General features: G+C 64.2%; 13 protein-coding genes. 7 read left to right on the top strand and 6 right to left on the bottom strand.

Annotated elements, in window-relative coordinates:
• Positions 1-3,399, bottom strand: coding sequence for an AsmA-like C-terminal region-containing protein (locus AX756_RS09670; protein ID WP_068310467.1), 3,399 nt, complete (start codon positions 3,397-3,399; stop codon positions 1-3).
• 76 nt (positions 3,400-3,475) lie between these two features.
• On the opposite strand from AX756_RS09670, the gene bcp reads away from it, so the two are divergent.
• The 5 genes from bcp to AX756_RS09645 all read left to right on the top strand — a co-directional run bounded on the left by bcp (position 3,476) and on the right by AX756_RS09645 (position 7,727).
• Entirely contained in the window at positions 3,476-3,964 is a 489-nt protein-coding gene (gene bcp, locus AX756_RS09665) for a thioredoxin-dependent thiol peroxidase (protein ID WP_068310465.1), read from the top strand.
• A 154-nt stretch (positions 3,965-4,118) separates the two neighbouring features.
• A complete protein-coding gene (locus tag AX756_RS09660) occupies positions 4,119-4,919 on the top strand; it encodes a ferritin-like domain-containing protein (RefSeq protein WP_068310631.1) in 801 nt (266 codons plus the stop codon).
• Positions 4,920-5,099: 180 nt separating this feature from the next.
• On the top strand, positions 5,100-6,422 hold the full coding sequence (locus tag AX756_RS09655) for a M23 family metallopeptidase (protein ID WP_068310463.1): 1,323 nt from the start codon (positions 5,100-5,102) through the stop codon (positions 6,420-6,422).
• Positions 6,412-6,906 (top strand): bactofilin family protein, encoded by a 495-nt coding sequence (locus AX756_RS09650; RefSeq protein ID WP_068310461.1) that lies wholly within the window; start codon positions 6,412-6,414, stop codon positions 6,904-6,906. Before AX756_RS09655 ends, AX756_RS09650 begins: the two co-directional genes overlap by 11 nt.
• 422 nt (positions 6,907-7,328) lie before the next feature.
• The gene (locus AX756_RS09645; RefSeq protein ID WP_068310459.1) at positions 7,329-7,727 is read left to right on the top strand and encodes a hypothetical protein; all 399 of its coding nucleotides are present in this window, start codon (positions 7,329-7,331) and stop codon (positions 7,725-7,727) included.
• On the opposite strand, the gene AX756_RS09640 is transcribed toward AX756_RS09645, so the two are convergent.
• Positions 7,724-8,515, bottom strand: a complete 792-nt coding sequence (locus AX756_RS09640; protein ID WP_068310457.1) for a DUF2189 domain-containing protein — start codon at positions 8,513-8,515, stop codon at positions 7,724-7,726. The genes AX756_RS09645 and AX756_RS09640 overlap by 4 nt on opposite strands.
• Positions 8,516-8,779: 264 nt before the next feature.
• Here AX756_RS09640 and AX756_RS09635 point away from each other — a divergent pair, with 264 nt between their 5' ends.
• Complete coding sequence (locus tag AX756_RS09635; protein WP_068310629.1) at positions 8,780-9,841, top strand: PLP-dependent cysteine synthase family protein; 1,062 nt, start codon at positions 8,780-8,782, stop codon at positions 9,839-9,841.
• Between the two features lie 51 nt (positions 9,842-9,892).
• On the opposite strand, the gene AX756_RS09630 is transcribed toward AX756_RS09635, so the two are convergent.
• From AX756_RS09630 to AX756_RS09620, 3 genes are all read right to left on the bottom strand, one after another.
• Positions 9,893-10,753: a DMT family transporter gene (locus AX756_RS09630; protein ID WP_068310455.1), complete on the bottom strand. Its 861-nt coding sequence runs from the start codon at positions 10,751-10,753 to the stop codon at positions 9,893-9,895.
• Positions 10,754-10,866: 113 nt separating this feature from the next.
• Positions 10,867-11,994, bottom strand: coding sequence for a peptide chain release factor 2 (gene prfB, locus AX756_RS09625; RefSeq protein WP_068310452.1), 1,128 nt, complete (start codon positions 11,992-11,994; stop codon positions 10,867-10,869).
• A gap of 156 nt (positions 11,995-12,150) precedes the next feature.
• Positions 12,151-14,667 (bottom strand): penicillin-binding protein 1A, encoded by a 2,517-nt coding sequence (locus AX756_RS09620; protein WP_068310449.1) that lies wholly within the window; start codon positions 14,665-14,667, stop codon positions 12,151-12,153.
• A 225-nt stretch (positions 14,668-14,892) separates the two neighbouring features.
• On the opposite strand from AX756_RS09620, the gene AX756_RS09615 reads away from it, so the two are divergent.
• Positions 14,893-15,519 (top strand): class I SAM-dependent DNA methyltransferase, encoded by a 627-nt coding sequence (locus AX756_RS09615; RefSeq protein WP_068310627.1) that lies wholly within the window; start codon positions 14,893-14,895, stop codon positions 15,517-15,519.
• Here AX756_RS09615 and AX756_RS09610 read toward each other — a convergent pair.
• Positions 15,506-16,711, bottom strand: a complete 1,206-nt coding sequence (locus AX756_RS09610) for an N-acetylmuramoyl-L-alanine amidase (RefSeq protein ID WP_068310447.1) — start codon at positions 16,709-16,711, stop codon at positions 15,506-15,508. The two genes, AX756_RS09615 and AX756_RS09610, sit on opposite strands and share 14 nt — an antisense overlap.
• Positions 16,712-16,886 lie beyond the last annotated feature (175 nt).

The raw sequence follows: 16,886 nt of genomic DNA, 5'->3' as shown, positions 1-16,886 counted from the left end.
TCACCCTCCGCCGCGCGGCTGCGGGGGCGGCGCGCGAAAAATGTCGCGGAACATGCCCGGTGTCAGCGCCGAGAGCGGGTTCACTTCCACCGACGGGTTGGAGGAACTGCCACGCATCCGATAGGTGAAGCCGATCAGCCCCTCCCCCTTGCGCGTGAAGATCCGGCCAATGGAATTGACCATGTAGACCGGGGAAAACACGCCCTGCATGTTCAGCCTGTCCCGGTTCATGTCATAGACCCCTTCCATCGAAATGCCGAGCGATGGCCCGACGCCGGAAGAGCGTGTGACGTGCACGAAGCTGGGCGTCAAGCGGAAGACCGCCTCGACATCGGTGAACAAAAGCCCCGTGCCGTTCAATTCGTCGATCAGGCCGACAACGGTGATCGCGTTGAGCAGCGCTGTCAGTCCCGAGGCGCTGCGCACCCGCACATCCTCGACCTGAAGCTGGCCGTCATATTCCCCGGGCGCACCGCGCGGCTGCAGGATCAGGGACATCGCGCCGCCATTGGCCTGCTGGAACATTCCCGCCGCCTTGAAAACCGCACCGGCATTGTCGGACCGAATGCGTACCGCCGTGCCGCCGCGTTTCGCGGGCACAAGCGTGCCATCGACCCGGACTTGCCCGTTCACCGAGCCGGTGAAATTGCCAGAATAGCCGGCCGCCTTGGTCAGCTCGCCTCGGAAACCGGTGAGCGCGATGCCATCGGAAATGGTCAGCCTGTCGAGCACCAGCTTCACGGGCGGTCCAGCGCTGGACCCGCCGCTGTTGCTCGCGCCGCCAATGCTCGTCTTGCGAATATCGATGCGCCCTCCGCGCAGCTCGATTGCCGGCTCCCGGCCCGCGCCGCGCCCCGTGAGCACCACCGGCGCATCGAGCCAGTCCCCGACGGAGACCCGCGAGAACAGCGCTTCCTGCAGCCCGCCCTCCTGCGAGGTCGTCACACTCCCCTCCGCTGTCAGCCCCGCCGCTTTCAGCGACAACGCATCCACATTGGGCCGCTCGCCGAGCCGTCCCGACAATTGCAAGCGGCCCTCGCCTTTTGCAGCCTTGCTCCACCCCAAGGGCGGCAGGGAGAGACCGACACCGCGCAAATCCGAATCAAGCGAATAGCGAATGGCCCCTTCACGCGGCAGTTCCAGCGCGAAATTCGCGGGCCCCGCCCCGGTCACCGCCCCTTTCGGCAGGCCGATCCCGAAGGTCTGCACGAATCCCTCGCCGATCTCGACTTCGCCTTCGATCGTTGGCGCGGCGGCGTCTTCGCCAAAGGGAATCCGCACCGTCGCCCCGGTGAAGGGCACCCCGTCCAACGCGCCGTCACCGGTGATCACCAGCCCCCCGGGCCGCGCCGTCACCCGCGCGTTTTGCCCCTCCAGCGCCCGGTTCGGCACGAGAACTTCGGAACGGAGGTTTTCCGCATAGGCGGTGATCTCGAAATCGACATCGCGCCCCCGGAGGCCACGCTTGAGCGGAAAGACGACCCGCCCCTCGGCGCGGCCCTCGCCAAGCGCAAGATCCACCGGCTGGCCCGCCTTGCTCAGGAAACGGAACGGCTCCTGATCCAGGACCGAAAGCGCCGCGGGTACAGGCGCGCGCGTCTTGAGCAGGAGCTCCACATTGGCCGGCTTCTGCCGCATGTCTGCGACGCGCACCGTGGTACCCGCGGCGTCGATCACGCCGCCCTTCGGCGCGCGCATCTGCCCCTCCTCCAGCGTCATCGCGAAGCGGTGCCCGCCAACAGAGGCGTAGCCGCGCGCGTCGGTAACCGGCGGAAGGGTCTTCATCGCCTGAACCGAGGCATCGCTGAACTCGAAGCTGAGCGCGAGTTGCGGCGGCGTGTCCTGGTCGATCCGCAAACCGCCATGCGCATCGTGGATGACACCGGAGAGAAGGTTCTCCTCGATCCAGCCGCGCGTGCCCGGCACGAGGTTCAACGGCCAAAGGGCCGTCAGCATGGGCGCGCGGATCTCATCGAAGCCCAGATCCAGCGACACGTGCCAGCCGGTATCGTCGGCCGTGACCAGGCCAGCAACGCGCAGATCGGTCTGCCCGCGCGTGTCGTCCGGATCGGCCGTGCTCATGACGAGCTGCCCGATCTCTGCCCGGAACGGATCGAGCGAAACCCTCAGGTCGAGCGCGCCACTATCGAACAGCGCGGGCGCGCGCAGCAATCCCTTCGGATCCAACCGCAGCTCGGAAAAGGCGAACTGGCCGACCAGCGCGGTTGGCCAGCCGGTCTCGATTCCCTCGAAATACACCTGCCCCGTCGCCGAGAGCGTTCCGTCGGGCGCGTGCACCACCAGCTCCTCGAAGGTGATCCGTCCCTGTTCCGGGCGATAGCCGAAATAGGTGCGTGCACCGTCAAAGGGGATCGGGCGGGCACCGGTTTCGGGCTGGAACACGCCGTTGCCGATTTCCAACGTGCCATTGAGCGGCCCCATCCGACCGTCCGCCATCCGCCCGACGATCATCGCCCCCGAGACCCGCGCCTTGAGCGGTTTCAACCAGCTGAGCACCGGGCTGTGCGCGGCGATATCGATGGCACGCACATTCTCGACCAGCGCCGAGGCCTCCGCTTCCGCGCCCGTCTTGCCCATGCTGAGCCGCAGCGCCACGCTGGCCGGCTCGGAATCCTCGTTATCCTCCCCCGGCAATTCGAGCGCGACCGAGAGCGACAGCGCATCCTCCTGATGGGTCAGCAGCATGGTGCCATCGCTGACGCGCCAGGCACGCTCCGCGCGGGCGTCTTCGTAAAAGACCTCCAGTTCCCGCACTTCCAGCCGTTCCACCGGCGCAAGAGCGGGAAGCTCGAAGAGCTGCTGCACGGCCTCTACGGCGCTGTCGAGCGATTCGAAGGCTGCTGGCCTCTGCCCGGTGCCGAAACCCAGATCGAACGACCCGTCCGCCTTGCGGCGCAGCTCCAGTTTGGCTCCAACAACCTCAAGCGTCCGCGGTTGCAACTTGCCCTGCCAGATCGCGCGCTTGTCGACCGAAAGCTGCAGGGCGGGCACGTTCAGCAATTCGGACCCGTCGGGCCCCGTCACCGTCACGTCGCGAAAAATCACCTCCGGCAGGGCTTTCTGCGCCATGCGAATGGTGATCTCGCCCACATTGGTTTCGCCACCGTCGAGGCCGCGCGACAGGATCAGGCTCGCCTGCTCCGCTGCCCAATCCGGCGTCGGCAGGTCACGGCCCTCGATCGTCAGACTGGCCAAGAAAAGCCCGACCCCGAGCACCACGACGGCATCGAACAGGATGAACAGGCTCCAGGACAGCACGCGCCAGCGCTTGCGACGCCGCGGCCGCGACGCGCGTTCCGGATCGACCTGCTGTCGATCGTCACCGGTTTCGGTGTTCTGGCTTTCCTCCACGTTCTGTCCGCCGCTCTGCCGGACCAATGGCCCAGCCTCTTTAACTTCGCGCGCGCCGCACTACTAAGTAAGTGCAACACTTTGCCTGAAGGATGACAGTTACATGATCGACACCCCGACCGGAACCACCCTCACCGAGGGCAATACCGCCCCCGATTTCACCCTGCCCCGCGATGGCGGCACGGATGTGACCCTCTCGGCGCTCCGGCCAAGCCCCGTCATTCTCTATTTCTATCCGCGTGACGATACGCCGGGATGCACGAAACAGGCCATAGGGTTCACCTGCCGCCAACAGGAATTTGAAGAGGCCGGCGCAACGATCCTCGGCGTTTCCAAGGACACCGTCGCCAAACACGAAAAGTTCCGCGACAAGCACGAACTTGGCGTGGCGCTGCTGTCGGATGCCGAAGGCGATATCTGTGAGCGTTACGGCGTCTACGGCGAGAAGAAGATGTACGGCAAGACCTTCATGGGGATCGAGCGCGCCACCTTCCTGATTGACGGCGACGGCGTGATCCGCCGCATCTGGCGCAAGGTGAAGGTTGACGGCCACATCGACGAAGTACTGGAGGCGGTGAAGGCCCTGGGCTGACCTTGCCCGTCGGAGACCCCGTGTCTTCCCGAAACCGGGCTTGCTAGCGGCATGGGCGGCGAACGCCCTTGCCCTTCTTGGCGCGCACGTGACACAGACACCCGCATGAGACTTTGGGGAGCGGATCGTGCCTGAGCAGAAAATCCTGACCGAGATGGCCTGCGAGGTGCTGTGCACCGCCGATGGCCGCGAAAAGACGGCGCTGTCGCGTCGCTACGCGGAGCGCTGGCGCGAGGCGCGCGCGGCGGGTGCGCCGATCCCCGTTGGCACCGCAAACCCGCCCCTGCGCCCTGCCCGGCCCGAGAAGCCCGAACTGCTGGATCCGCGGGACGTGCCGCGCCGCCGGCCTGGCTCGCCGCAGGGACAGGCCGCAATTCTGCATGCGGTGGCCCATATCGAGCTCAACGCGGTGGACCTGCATTGGGACATCATCGCCCGTTTCGGCCATGTGCCCATGCCGATGGGGTTCTATGACGACTGGGTGAAGTCGGCCGACGAGGAGGCCAAGCATTTCAACCTGATCTTCGATTGCCTCGAAGCGCGCGACAGCCATTACGGCGCTCTGCCCGCCCATGCCGGCATGTGGCGCGCGGCCGAGGACACCGCCGAAGACCTGATGGGCCGGCTGGCCGTGGTGCCGATGGTGCTGGAGGCGCGCGGGCTCGACGTGACCCCTGGCATGATCGAGATCTTCCGCAAGGCCGGCGACAAGCAGACCATTGCGGCGCTCGACGTGATCTATGCCGAGGAGGTCCACCACGTCGCCTATGGCTCCAAATGGTTCCACTTCCTGTGCGGACGCGAGGACCGCGACCCGGTCATCGTGTTCCATGATCTCGTGCGCCGCTACTTCCACGGTCCGCTCAAACCACCCTTCAACGAGGAGAAACGTGCAGAGGCCGGATTGCCGCCGGATTTCTACTGGCCACTTGCAGATCGGTCCGGAACGGTCTGAAATCACGTCTCAAATCGGCGATTTTTCGCCGAAAACTCCATATTGCGTGTCTGCGGCACCACAAAACCCCCAAAATTCTTGCACGATTTGTGACCACGCCGTAATCCCCCGTTAACGGGGCGCCGTTGGGGACGGCCGCAACCGGGAAAAACAAGAACGATCCAGGGGACGGAACGGGCCTTGCGTACGCGACTGAGTGACCGCATTCACAATATTCTCGAACGATGGTTTCCCGAGCAGCGCCTTTTTCTGCGCTCGGAGAACGACAGCACACGCTTCATCCGGCTGCGCCCGGGTACGCAGGCACTGATCCTGTTCGGCTCGGCAGCCACGGTTGCCTGGGCCATCATCGCCTCTTCGGTCCTGCTGATGGAGAGCATAGGCGCCGACAATGTACGCGAACAGGCCGGCCGCGACCGCGCGCTTTACGAAGACAGGCTGAACGAGTTGTCGGAAGCCCGCGACGTGGCGGAATCCGAAGCCCTCGCCGCGCATGAGCGTTTCAACTCGGCCCTCGGTCAGATTTCCAGGATGCAATCGCAACTGCTCCAGTCGGAGGATCGCCGCCGCGAGCTGGAAACCGGGATCAATGTGATCCAGACCACGCTGCGCAAGGCAATGAACCAGCGAGACGAGGCGCGCGAAAAGGCAGAGGAAGTGGCCGCCGTCCTGGAAGGCCGCGCCGAGCAGGAAGCCGAACGCAACTCGCTCACCGAAGTGGATGCGACGCTGGCCTTCCTCAACGAAGCGCTGGAACGCACAGCGTCCGAACGCGACGACATGGAGCGCGAGGCGGAGCTGGCGCTGGAAGAGGCGGAAGAGGCGAAGTTCGAGCGCGACCTGATCCTGGACCGCAACGACAAGATTTTCACCCAGCTCGAAGAAGCGCTGACCGTCTCGGTCGAACCGTTGGAGAAAATGTTCTCCAATGCCGGCCTGCCGCCGTCGCGACTGCTCGATGCCGTCAAGCGCGGCTATTCCGGCCAGGGCGGCCCGCTCACCCCTATCGCCTTCTCGACCAAGGGCGTGGAACCCTCCCCGGACGAGGCACGCGCGAACGACCTGCTCAAGGGGCTGGACCGGATGAACCTCTATCGGATCGCCGCCGAGAAGGCGCCTTTTGCGATGCCGCTGCGCGACAGCTTCCGGTTCACCTCGCCCTTCGGTCCGCGTTGGGGCCGCATGCATAATGGCACCGATTTCGCCTCCAGCCACGGCACGCCGATCTATTCCACCGCCGACGGCGTAGTGGTCAAGGCCGGCTGGCACTCGGGCTTCGGCCGCATGGTCAAGATCCGGCACGAATTCGGAATCGAAACATGGTATGGTCATATGTCCCGCCTTCGCGTCTCCGAAGGTCAAAGGGTCTCGAAAGGCCAGCGGATCGGTGATATGGGGAACACCGGACGGTCGACCGGCACGCATCTGCACTACGAGGTGCATGTGAACGGGAAGCCCGTGAACCCGATGAACTTTATCAAGGCAGCCAAAGATGTTTTCTAAGAGCCGAATCAACGAGCCCGGCCCGGCAAAGGAACCCGAAACCTCCAAGGCGCCCGAGGCAGCCAAGAAGCCGGCAATGCCCGGCCTCGACAGCAAGCCCGCGCCCAAAGCCAAGCCTCCGGCATCGGTTCTGTCCTCCGACCTGACGGTCGTGGGCAACCTCAAGACAACCGGGGACATCCAGGTGGAAGGCACGGTCGAAGGCGACATCCGTGCCCATCTGCTGACCATTGGCGAGAACGCGACCATTCGCGGCGAATGCGTCGCCGATGACGTGGTCATCAACGGCCATATCGCCGGCCGCGTACGCGGCCTCAAGGTGCGCCTGACCTCGACCGCCAAGGTCGAAGGCGACATAATCCACAAGACAATCGCCATCGAGAGCGGTGCCCATTTCGAAGGCTCCGTGCAGCGTCAGGACGACCCGCTCAGCGGCACCTCCAACCGCACACCCGTGAAACCGGCAGCCAAGCCCGAAGAATAATCCGGAACCTGTTCCGGATGACAGAATTGTTGCGGACGGCACGGCAGCGTGTCGTCCGTTTTCATTCATGCAGGGCAGAATTCTCCAGGAATACGGAATTCACAATTCCCGCAGGCGGAAGCCCGAACGATCCTGCGTAGCGTGCCTCCGGCGGACGCATTTGGAGAAAGATGAGGCACAAACGCGCAGCCCTTCCTATTTCCCGAAATATCCTTGAGGGGAGCGTTCACAGGCACGCGGCGGAAAAAGCCCCCGATCGCACGGCAAAACAAGCCCAACACCCCTAGGCAGGCATCTCGACCCGAACCCAATGCTATCGCGATTGGGCGACACCTCCGTAACAAAAAGAACATGAGCGATTGATCTGGCCGGGAACATGGGCGCATTGTTCTCCAGCCGGGAGATGTGCCTGGAGACGCGCCATGCCAGTTGAATCACGTATCTATTGCGAACACGGTCTCGTGTTTCACCGGTTTTCCGGGATCGTTCGAATGTCGGACATCCAGGCGGAGATGATGCGCACACTTGCCAACCCCGAATACCATGCCGGCCTGAACGAGATCGTGGACCTTCGCGACGCCACGGAAACGGAAATCGACTTTCCGCAATTGCTCGGTCACACACGTCAACTCCAGACCCTTCAGGAGGGTTCCGGGGTAAGAAAGACGCTTTTCCTCGTCGCGGGCAACGAGCTTGCCTTCGGGATGGCCCGCATGTTCCAGAATATCGCTGATGACGACACCAGCCCGCTCAAGGTGCATGTCGTCACCGAGATGGAGGAAGCCAAGGGCCGTCTCGGGGTGGCGAATCTTCCGCTCTAGCTGGTCCCGTCACCCGGGTGGATGAGCGCCCGGCGATAAAGATGCCAGGTCGCGTGGCCCAGCACCGGCAGCGCGATGAACAGCCCAAGGAACAACGGGATCATCGCCAACACCACATAGACCGCGATGATGATCGCCCAGAGGAACATCACGCCGATATTCTCCCGCACGGCCTCGAAGCTGAGCAGCATCGCCGTCATGAAGTCGATCTCCTTGTCGACCAGAAGCGGCAGCGAAAACGCCGTCAGCCCGAACAGGATGAAGGCCAGCACACCGCCCACGAGCAACTCGACCGCGATCATCGTGAGCCCGTTCGAGGTCAGGAACACATCGAGCGAGGAGGTAACATTGGTCATCACCGAGAGCCCCATGAAAAGTGCGAAAATCATGTGGGCGAGGAAGGAATAAAATAGGAAATAGAAGACGATGATCGCACCCACCCAGGGGATCTGCCGATCCTTCTCTTTCCAGATGACACCGAAGATCTGGTAGAGATCGAGCGGTTTTCCCAGCTCGATCCGCCGGCTTGTCTCGTAGAGACCCACGGCGGCAAAGGGCGCCAGCAGCGGAAAGCCAAGCGCCAGGATCATCGTCTGCGAGACGAAACCGCCGGACACGAAGAACAGGATCCAGCCGCCAAGCACATAGACGCCGCTGAAGACGATGCCGAACATCGGCGCCTTGCGGAAATCCTTCCATCCCATATCCAGGGCGTAGAGAATATCGGAGCGGTCAAGTTCCGCGATATCCGGACGCGGTGACGCCTGGATCTCGGTCGTGTCTGTCATGTGTCGGGCCTCCCCTCCCGGCTACTGGCAAACAATGGCAGCCAGAATGCCGTAGTTCGCGACAGATGCACGCTTTTTTTTGCCCTTAGGACAGATTTCCCGCCACCGCGTCGGATTGCGCGAAATTCGACCACTCCGGTGAGGCGCCTGCGGATGGAGGTTCTCGAACATCGCGCGGAGCGGGATGTTCCGCCCGCCCGCTGCACTCGCCGGCTCAGGTTCGTCATGCTAGACCCGCGCCAGACACGAGAACAGGAGTCCCAGATGGCTGAACACGGCACCCGCCAGACCGAAGGTCGCGGCCAGCGCTACGACAATGTGCTGGACACGATCGGCGACACGCCGGCGATCCGGATCAACCGCCTCGCCCCCGAGCATGTCACTCTCTACGTGAAGGCCGAAGCTTTCAATCCCGGCGGCTCGGTCAAGGACCGGCTGGCCGTGAATATCATCGAGGCCGCGGAGCGCGCCGGCACGCTGCGGCCCGGACAAACGGTGGTCGAGGCCACCAGCGGAAATACCGGGATCGGGCTGGCCATGGTCTGTGCCCAGAAGGGTTATCCGCTCGTCATCACCATGCATGACGGTTTCTCGGTCGAGCGACGTCGCCTGATGCGCATGTTCGGTGCCAAGGTGGTGCTGACCCCCAAGGCCGAAGGGGCCGTTGGTATGCTGCGCAAGGCCGAAGCCCTGGCCAAAAAAAACAGTTGGTTCCTCGCCCACCAGTTCGAAACCGCCGCCAATGCCGATATTCACGAGACGACCACAGCGCGCGAGATCCTGGCCGATTTCGACGGCGAGCGGCTCGACTACCTCGTGACGGGCTATGGCACCGGCGGCACGCTCACTGGCCTCGCCCGAGTGCTCCGCAAGGAACGCCCCGGGACGAAGATCGTGGTGGCAGAGCCCGCCAATGCGCAACTGCTGGCCTCGGGCGAAACACAGGGGCGCCGGGAGGATGGCGCGCCGGCGCACAAGCATCCGGCCTTCGAGGCGCATCCGATCCAGGGCTGGACGCCGGATTTCATCCCCTTCGTTTTGCAGGAGGCCGTCGATTCCGGTTTTTATGATGCGTTGCTCCCCGTCCCGGGCGCGGACGGCATCGCCTGGGCGCGCAAGCTCGCGGCGCAGGAGGGCATCTTTTGCGGCATCTCCGCCGGCGCAACATTCGCCGCTGCGATCAAGACCGCCGAGACGGCCGAACCCGGCTCCGTCATCCTGTGCATTTTGCCCGATACCGGCGAACGCTACCTCTCGACGCCGCTCTTCGAGGGGATCGCGGAGGAGATGACCGAGGAGGAAATGGAGATTGCGGCCTCGGTCTAGGCCCGACAGAGAGATCCGAAACCGCATCCGGGCCGTCCGGCCCGGATCTGCCTAGTTGCCTGGCGCCTTGCGCCTTGCCCACACCGAGGGCATGAGACCTGTCGCAACGCCTCCAAGGATCAGCGCCGCAGCCAGCATGGCCGTGCTGGTGATCGCCTCGCCGAGAAACACCGCGCCCATTGCCAGCGCCAGCACCGGTGCCGAGAGCTGCGCGAGCGCGCCGCGCGTGGCGCCAAGTTGCGGCAGGAGCATGTACCAAAGGGCGTAGCCCAGGGCCGATGTAACCCCGCCGGAGAGGAGCGCGAGGAGGACGCCCTCGCTGCGCGGCATGTTTCCCGGAGAGAGTGCCAGCACCAACAGGACGATGGGCAGGCAATAGACGAAATTCCATGTAGTCTCGTGCAAGGGATCGCGCACCTTTCGGCCAAGCAGCGAGTAGACGCCCCAGCCCACCGCCGCAGCGCTCATCAACAGCACCGCCAGCGGCAGCGGAGCGCCCGCTCCCCCCGGCCAGTTCAGGACAGCGAGACCGGCCAGCGCCATCGCCGCTCCAGCCCAGCGGGCCATGGGGGGCCGCTCGCCCTCGCGCAGCGCCCCGAGGAACATCGTCACCTGTACGCCCCCGAACAGGATCAACGCCCCAAGACCGGCATCCATGGAGACATAGGCGAAGGAGAAGCCGAGCATATAGGCCGCAAGCCCGACCACGGCGGGAATAGCGGGGCGCGGCAGCCGTGGCACGCCCCGATCACGCAACGCCAGCAAAATCAGCAGGACCGTCGCGCCCGCGCCGACACGGATCGCAGCAAACCCGGCCGGTCCGATGGCGCCGTCTGCCAACGCGAGACGGTTCAGCACCGAGTTGGCGGCGAAGGCCACCATCGTCAGTGATGTCAGAACAAAGAGCCTCATGCGCGCATGCCTTCGCAAACCGGTCGAACAGGCAGCGATGCTACTGCAGGCTCCGGCCCCAAGCCATGGTCCGGGGCATCACGTCTGCATCAGCCGCGCGGGGTTCGCGGGGGTCAGTCTTCGGCCTGCGCCTCGGAGCGGCTCTTGCCGGCCACGTCCATGGCGAGTGTTGCGGCCATAAAACCGTCGAGGTCACCGTCGAGTACGCCCGACGTGTCGGAGGTCTCGTAATTGGTCCGCAGATCCTTCACCATCTGGTAGGGCTGCAGCACATAGGAGCGGATCTGGTTGCCCCAGCCGGCCTCGCCCTTGGCGGCGTGCGCCTCGTTGATGGCCGCGTTCCGCTTGTCCAGTTCCATCTGGTAGAGCCGGGATTTCAGCGCCTTCATCGCGATGTCGCGGTTCTGGTGCTGGGATTTCTCCGAACTGGTCACGACGATCCCGGTCGGCAGGTGGGTGATCCGCACCGCCGAGTCCGTGGTGTTGACGTGCTGACCACCGGCCCCGGAGGAGCGGTAGGTGTCCAGGCGGATATCGGCGGGGTTCACCTCGATCTCGATATTGTCATCGACCACCGGGTAGACCCAGACCGAGCTGAAGGAGGTATGACGCCGCGCGGAGCTGTCATAGGGCGAGATCCGCACCAGCCGGTGCACGCCGCTTTCCGATTTCAGCCAGCCATAGGCGTTGGGGCCGGTAATCTTGTAGGCGGCGGATTTGATTCCGGCCTCTTCGCCGGCACTCTCCGATTGCAGCTCGACCTTGTAGCCCTTCTTCTCCGCCCAGCGGACATACATCCGCGCCAGCATGGCGGCCCAGTCACAGCTCTCCGTGCCCCCGGCCCCGGAGTTGATCTCGAGGAAAGTGTCGTTGCCGTCCGCCTCGCCATCCAATAGCGCTTCGATCTCCTTCTCGGCGGCCTTCCCGGCCAGTGCCTTGAGCGCGGCCTCGGCCTCGGAGACGACCTCGGCATCCTCTTCCATCTCGCCCAGTTCGATCAGCTCGATATTGTCCTCAAGCTCCTGCGCGATGCCCTTGTAGGTGGCAATGGAATCCACCAGCACCTGCCGCTCCCGCATCAGCTTCTGCGCAGCGGCCGGATCGTCCCAGAGCGTCGGATCCTCGACACGCGCGTTGAATTCCTCCAGCCGGTAATCGGCGGTCTCCAATCCCAGCCGCTGCCCCAGCAGCGCAAGAGATTTGCGGATCGCTTCAACGGTATTCTGGGTCTCGGCACGCATCGTCGTTCTCCTGAATGAGATCTGCGTCTTAGCGTGGCGCCGCATCCGGGGCAAGCAAACGCCCCGGTTTGGCATGACAATTCTGCCTGGAACCGCAGCGGGGGATTGCCGTCGAGCGGAGCTCGTACGGCGGTGGCGCCGCTGCGCGGCGCGGGATCAGTAGAGGCCGCCCGAGCTGAGCGAGCCGAAGCTTGCCTTGGGCGCGATCTCCACCTTCTTGCCCGTGGAGGTGGTTACCGTCCTGCTCTCGTCATCGCCTTCACCGCGGGAGAACATCGGCACGTTGGACCCCATGACGAAGCCGCCGTCGATGGCAGCGGCCAGACCGAAGATCGGATCCTCGCCCTCGCGGAAATATTCCGCGACCACGTAATCGCCCTCGGCATCGTCGGGCAGGCGCGCGCCGGAGAAACGGTCGATCTTCACGAAGAAGCCTCCCGGGGGAACCTCGAACGGGCCGCCGCCATATTTGGCGATCGCCTCCTTCATGAAGCGCGAGAAGACCGGCCCGCACATGCCGCCACCCGAGGCGCCCCGGCCGAGCGAGCGGGGCTGGTCGTAGCCGATATAGCAGCCGGCCGCGATGTTGGAGGTGAAGCCGATGAACCAGACATCCTTGGCGTCGTTGGTCGTACCGGTCTTGCCGGCCACGGGCACACCCAGCCCCGCCGCGCCAACCGTGCGCGCCGCGGTGCCGCGTTCCACAACGCCGCGCATCATCGAGGTGAGCTGGTATGCGGTGACCGCGTCGATGGCCTGTTTGCGCTGCGAGATGATGCGAGGCGACATGCCCGGCTCCAGTGCGGCATACTCGCAATCGGGGCAGATGCGCCGGTCCTGTCGGTAGACGGTCGAGCCCCAGCGGTCCTGCACCCGGTCCACCAGCGTCGGCTCCAGCCGCTCACCGCCATTGGCGAACATCGAATAGGCCGAGACCATCTTGTAGAGCGTCGTTTCCTGGCTTCCGAGCGCATTGGCCAGGTAGCGGCCAAGATGGTCATAGACACCGAAATCTTCCGCGTAGCGGGCAACGGTGTCCATGCCGATCTCCTGCGCGAGGCGGATCGTCATCAGGTTCCGCGAGCGTTCGATGCCGGTTCTGAGCGGCGTTGGCCCATAGAATTTGTTCGAGGCGTTCTTGGGCCGCCAGACGCCCTGCGGCGTGTTGATCTCGATCGGCGCGTCGACGACGATCGTGGCCGGCGTGTAGCCGGAATCGAGGGCTGCGGCATAGACGAAGGGCTTGAAGGAGGAGCCCGGTTGGCGCGTTGCCTGCGTGGCGCGGTTCAGCTCCGAGCTCTGGTAGGAGAAGCCGCCCTGCATGGCCAGAACGCGGCCCGTGTGGACATCCATCGCCACGAAGGCGCCCTGCACTTCCGGTTCCTGGCGAAGCGTCCATCGCAGGAATTCGCCGTCCTTGGTCATCTGGCGGACATGGACCACGTCTCCGGGCTCGAAATTATCGAAGAAATTGCCCTGGATCCATTTGATATCCTCGCGTGGAACACTGATCGAGCCTTCCACGGTCTCGGCACCAAGTGTCAGCGATTGTTCGGCCACCTTGAGAACGACGGCTGGGTACCACTGGCCCTCCAGTTCGATATCGCGGGCGATATTCACATCCGAGAGCGCGGCGCGCCAGAGCGTCTCATCACCAAGGGTTTCGGTCGGAACCGTCTTGCCACTGCCCCGCCAACGGCCACGGCTGCGATCATAATCTTCCAACGCCTTGCGCAGCGACGCGGTCGCCTCGATCTGCAACTCGGGATCGACGGTGGCCCGGATCGCCAGACCGCCGCCTAGGAATTCGTCCGTGCCGAAATCGCCGGAAAGTTGTCGGCGGATCTCGTCGGTGAAGTAATCGCGCGGCGGCAGGGCGTTACGGAAGGAGTCGAAATCGCCATTCTGCACCGAGCGCAGAGGCATCTCGCGTTCGGATTCATAAGAGTCCCGGTCGAGATAGCCGTTCTGGTACATCTCGCGGAGCACGTAGTTTCGGCGGTTGGTGGCCTCTTGCTTCTCGCGCACCGGGTGGTAGTTCGACGGTGCCTTCGGCAGGGCTGCCAGATAGGCGGCCTCATGCGGCTCCAGATCGGTGAGATTCTTGTTGAAATAGGTCTGCGCGGCAGCGGCCACGCCGTAGGAGTTCTGGCCGAGGAAGATCTCGTTGAGGTACAACTCGAGGATCTTCTCCTTGTCCAGCGCTTGCTCGACCCGTGCCGCGAGGATGATCTCCTTCATCTTGCGCTCGATGGAGCGGTCCGAGGAGAGCAGGAAGTTTTTCATCACCTGCTGGGTGATGGTCGAGGCACCCCGCAGACGCCCGCCCTGCGCCGCATCGAAAGCGGCGGAGGCGATGCCCATCAGGTCATAGCCCTTGTGCTCGTAGAAATTCTTGTCTTCGGCCGAGATGAAGGCCTGTTTCACCAGGTCCGGAACATCCTCCGCCGGCACGAAGAGACGCCGCTCCAGTGCGAATTCGTCGATGATGCTGCCATCGACGTTATAGACCCGGCTGATCGTCTTGGGCGTGTAGCGCGCAAGATCCTCGTGATCGGGCAGATCCCGGCTGTACATCCAGATCACGCCACCGGCGATCAATGCCACGAAAAGCATGCCGGTAACGATCAATGTGAAGATGCCTCCGAAGAAGCGAAGGATGGCACGGAGCATGCAATGTCCTGTCTTTGGCTGGCGCGGTTATACGCAAGGCATGGGGGGCGGTCAAAACCATCCGTCACGAGAATGCGCGACCTGCCGCCGGCGGAGGCGATCACATTTGCGTATTCCCGGCAGGTTTTGCCCTGCACTGTCCCTTCGGACGTCCACCAACAGGCAATCCTTGGACGTTTTCTGCGAAAACTTGCATTTTTCCGCCTGCGATGGCTCGATCCCAGTATGTGCCAGAATTGCCCCTCTCCCGAAGAAATCCTTGCGACCTACGAGGCCGTCGGCCCGCAATGGGCCGCAGAACGCTCGCAAGCCCTGTTCGAGCGGGGCTGGTTGCAACGTTTCGTGGAGATCGCGCCGGGACGGGAGATTCTCGATATCGGTTGCGGATCGGGGCAGCCGATCGCAACCTGGCTGGCGCGCGCCAGACAGCGCGTCACGGGCGTAGACGGGGCCGCCGCACAATGCGCCCTCTTTGCCCGCAACCAGCCCGGACGGGCGGTGCATCACTGTGATATGCGCGGCATGGCGCTCGGACAAAGGTTCGACGGACTGATCGCGTGGGACAGCTTCTTTCACCTGTCGCCCGAGGCACAGCGCGGCATGTTCCCGATCTTCGCCAATCATGCGCGCCCCGGTGCGGCGCTCCTGTTTACCTCCGGACCGTCGGCCAGCATCGCCTATGGTTCGGTTGCGGGGGTGCCTGTCTATCACGCGAGCCTCGACCCGGAGGAATATCGCGCATTGCTGGGCGCGGCAGGCTTCGCGGTACTGGATTTCGTGCCCGAGGATCCCGATTGCGAAAGGCATTCGGTCTGGCTTGCCCGGTATGCCGGCGAGGCTACTGACGTTTGACGGCGGCGCGGGCGCGGTCCTGCGCATCCCACGCCTTGAGCGCGTCCACGATGGCCCCTTGTGCGGCTGCCCGCCATTCCGGATTCTGCAGCTTTTCCAGCTCTTTCGGGCTCGACATGAAACCGATCTCGATCAGGACGGAGGGGATATCCGGCGCCTTCAGCACCGAGAAGGCCGCCTGTTCAAGTGGCCGCTTGTGCAGCCGGACATCCGCCTTCCGGAACCCCTCCAGCAGCGCCTCGGCCAGTGCATCGGTACGCGGGCTGGTCTCGGTCCGGGCGATCGACATCAGCACCCGTGCGACCTCGTCATCCTGTCCAGAGAGATCGACCCCGGCGAGCAGATCGGCCCGGTCGTGACGTTCGGCCAGCTTTGCCGAGGCTGCAGAGGAGGCCTCCTCGGACAGCGTATAGATCTGGGCGCCGCGGGCGATCCCCTCGCTCACAGCATCGGCATGCAGCGACAAAAGCACTTCGCCGTTCGCGCGCCGGGCCACATCGATGCGCGCCTCAAGCGAGACGAACTCATCCTTGGTGCGGGTCAGAATAGCGTCGAACCCCTCGGCGCGCAGAAGCGCATCGCGCAATTCGAGCGCGAAACTCAGCACCAGATCGGCCTCGTGCACATCGCCACGCACGGCGCCGGGATCGATCCCCCCGTGGCCGGGATCGATGACAACCGTCAGCACGCCGTCATCGGGGCCGCGCGCGGCAGGTTCGATCGCCGGCGGCGCGGCCTGGATCGAAGGGCCGGCATGCGCGGCAAAACTGGTCGGGTCGGTCTCGCGCAGGACAATCTCGATACGTGCCGAGCCGTCCGTACTTTCCGTCTCCATCCCGGCCGACTGGACGGCGTAGGGTCCGTCGAGATCGACCACCATGCGGGACCAGCCAGCCTGGATCAGGCCGTGCCGCACGGCCGTGACCGCCGGGCTGACCCCGAGATCCCCGCCGCGCAGAGAGCCGAAATCGGCTTCGCGGAAATCGATGACGAGGCGCGACGGATCGGCCAGCGTCGTCACCTTGTAGGGAATGGGCTGGCTGAGGGTAAGAACGAGGTCGAATCCGTCCGGGTGGCTCACGATCTCGGAACGCTCCGAATCGAGCCGCGCAACGGCGAAAAGCCCCTGCGCCACGGAAGCGAGAGGCAGACACACTATCACTACGGCAAGAATTGCGAGGAGGCGTTTCATATTGCTGCTCGGGTTGGCCCCTGTTTGCGGCGACCATAGGCGGAGCGACACATGAAGGCAAACGGCACTGTTCGGTGCAGCCCAGAGAAGGGAGGATGCCGCCGGGCCAACGACGAGACCGCGTCCGCTTGCGCGGTCACGGTCCCATCTCGCCCCGCGCGGCGGTGGCGCCACT

This window comes from Aliiruegeria sabulilitoris, assembly GCF_001558155.1.
In the GTDB taxonomy this organism is placed as follows: domain Bacteria; phylum Pseudomonadota; class Alphaproteobacteria; order Rhodobacterales; family Rhodobacteraceae; genus Tropicimonas; species Tropicimonas sabulilitoris.
Note: the sequence above shows the minus strand (reverse complement) of the source record. Positions and strands in the feature narration are given on the sequence as shown.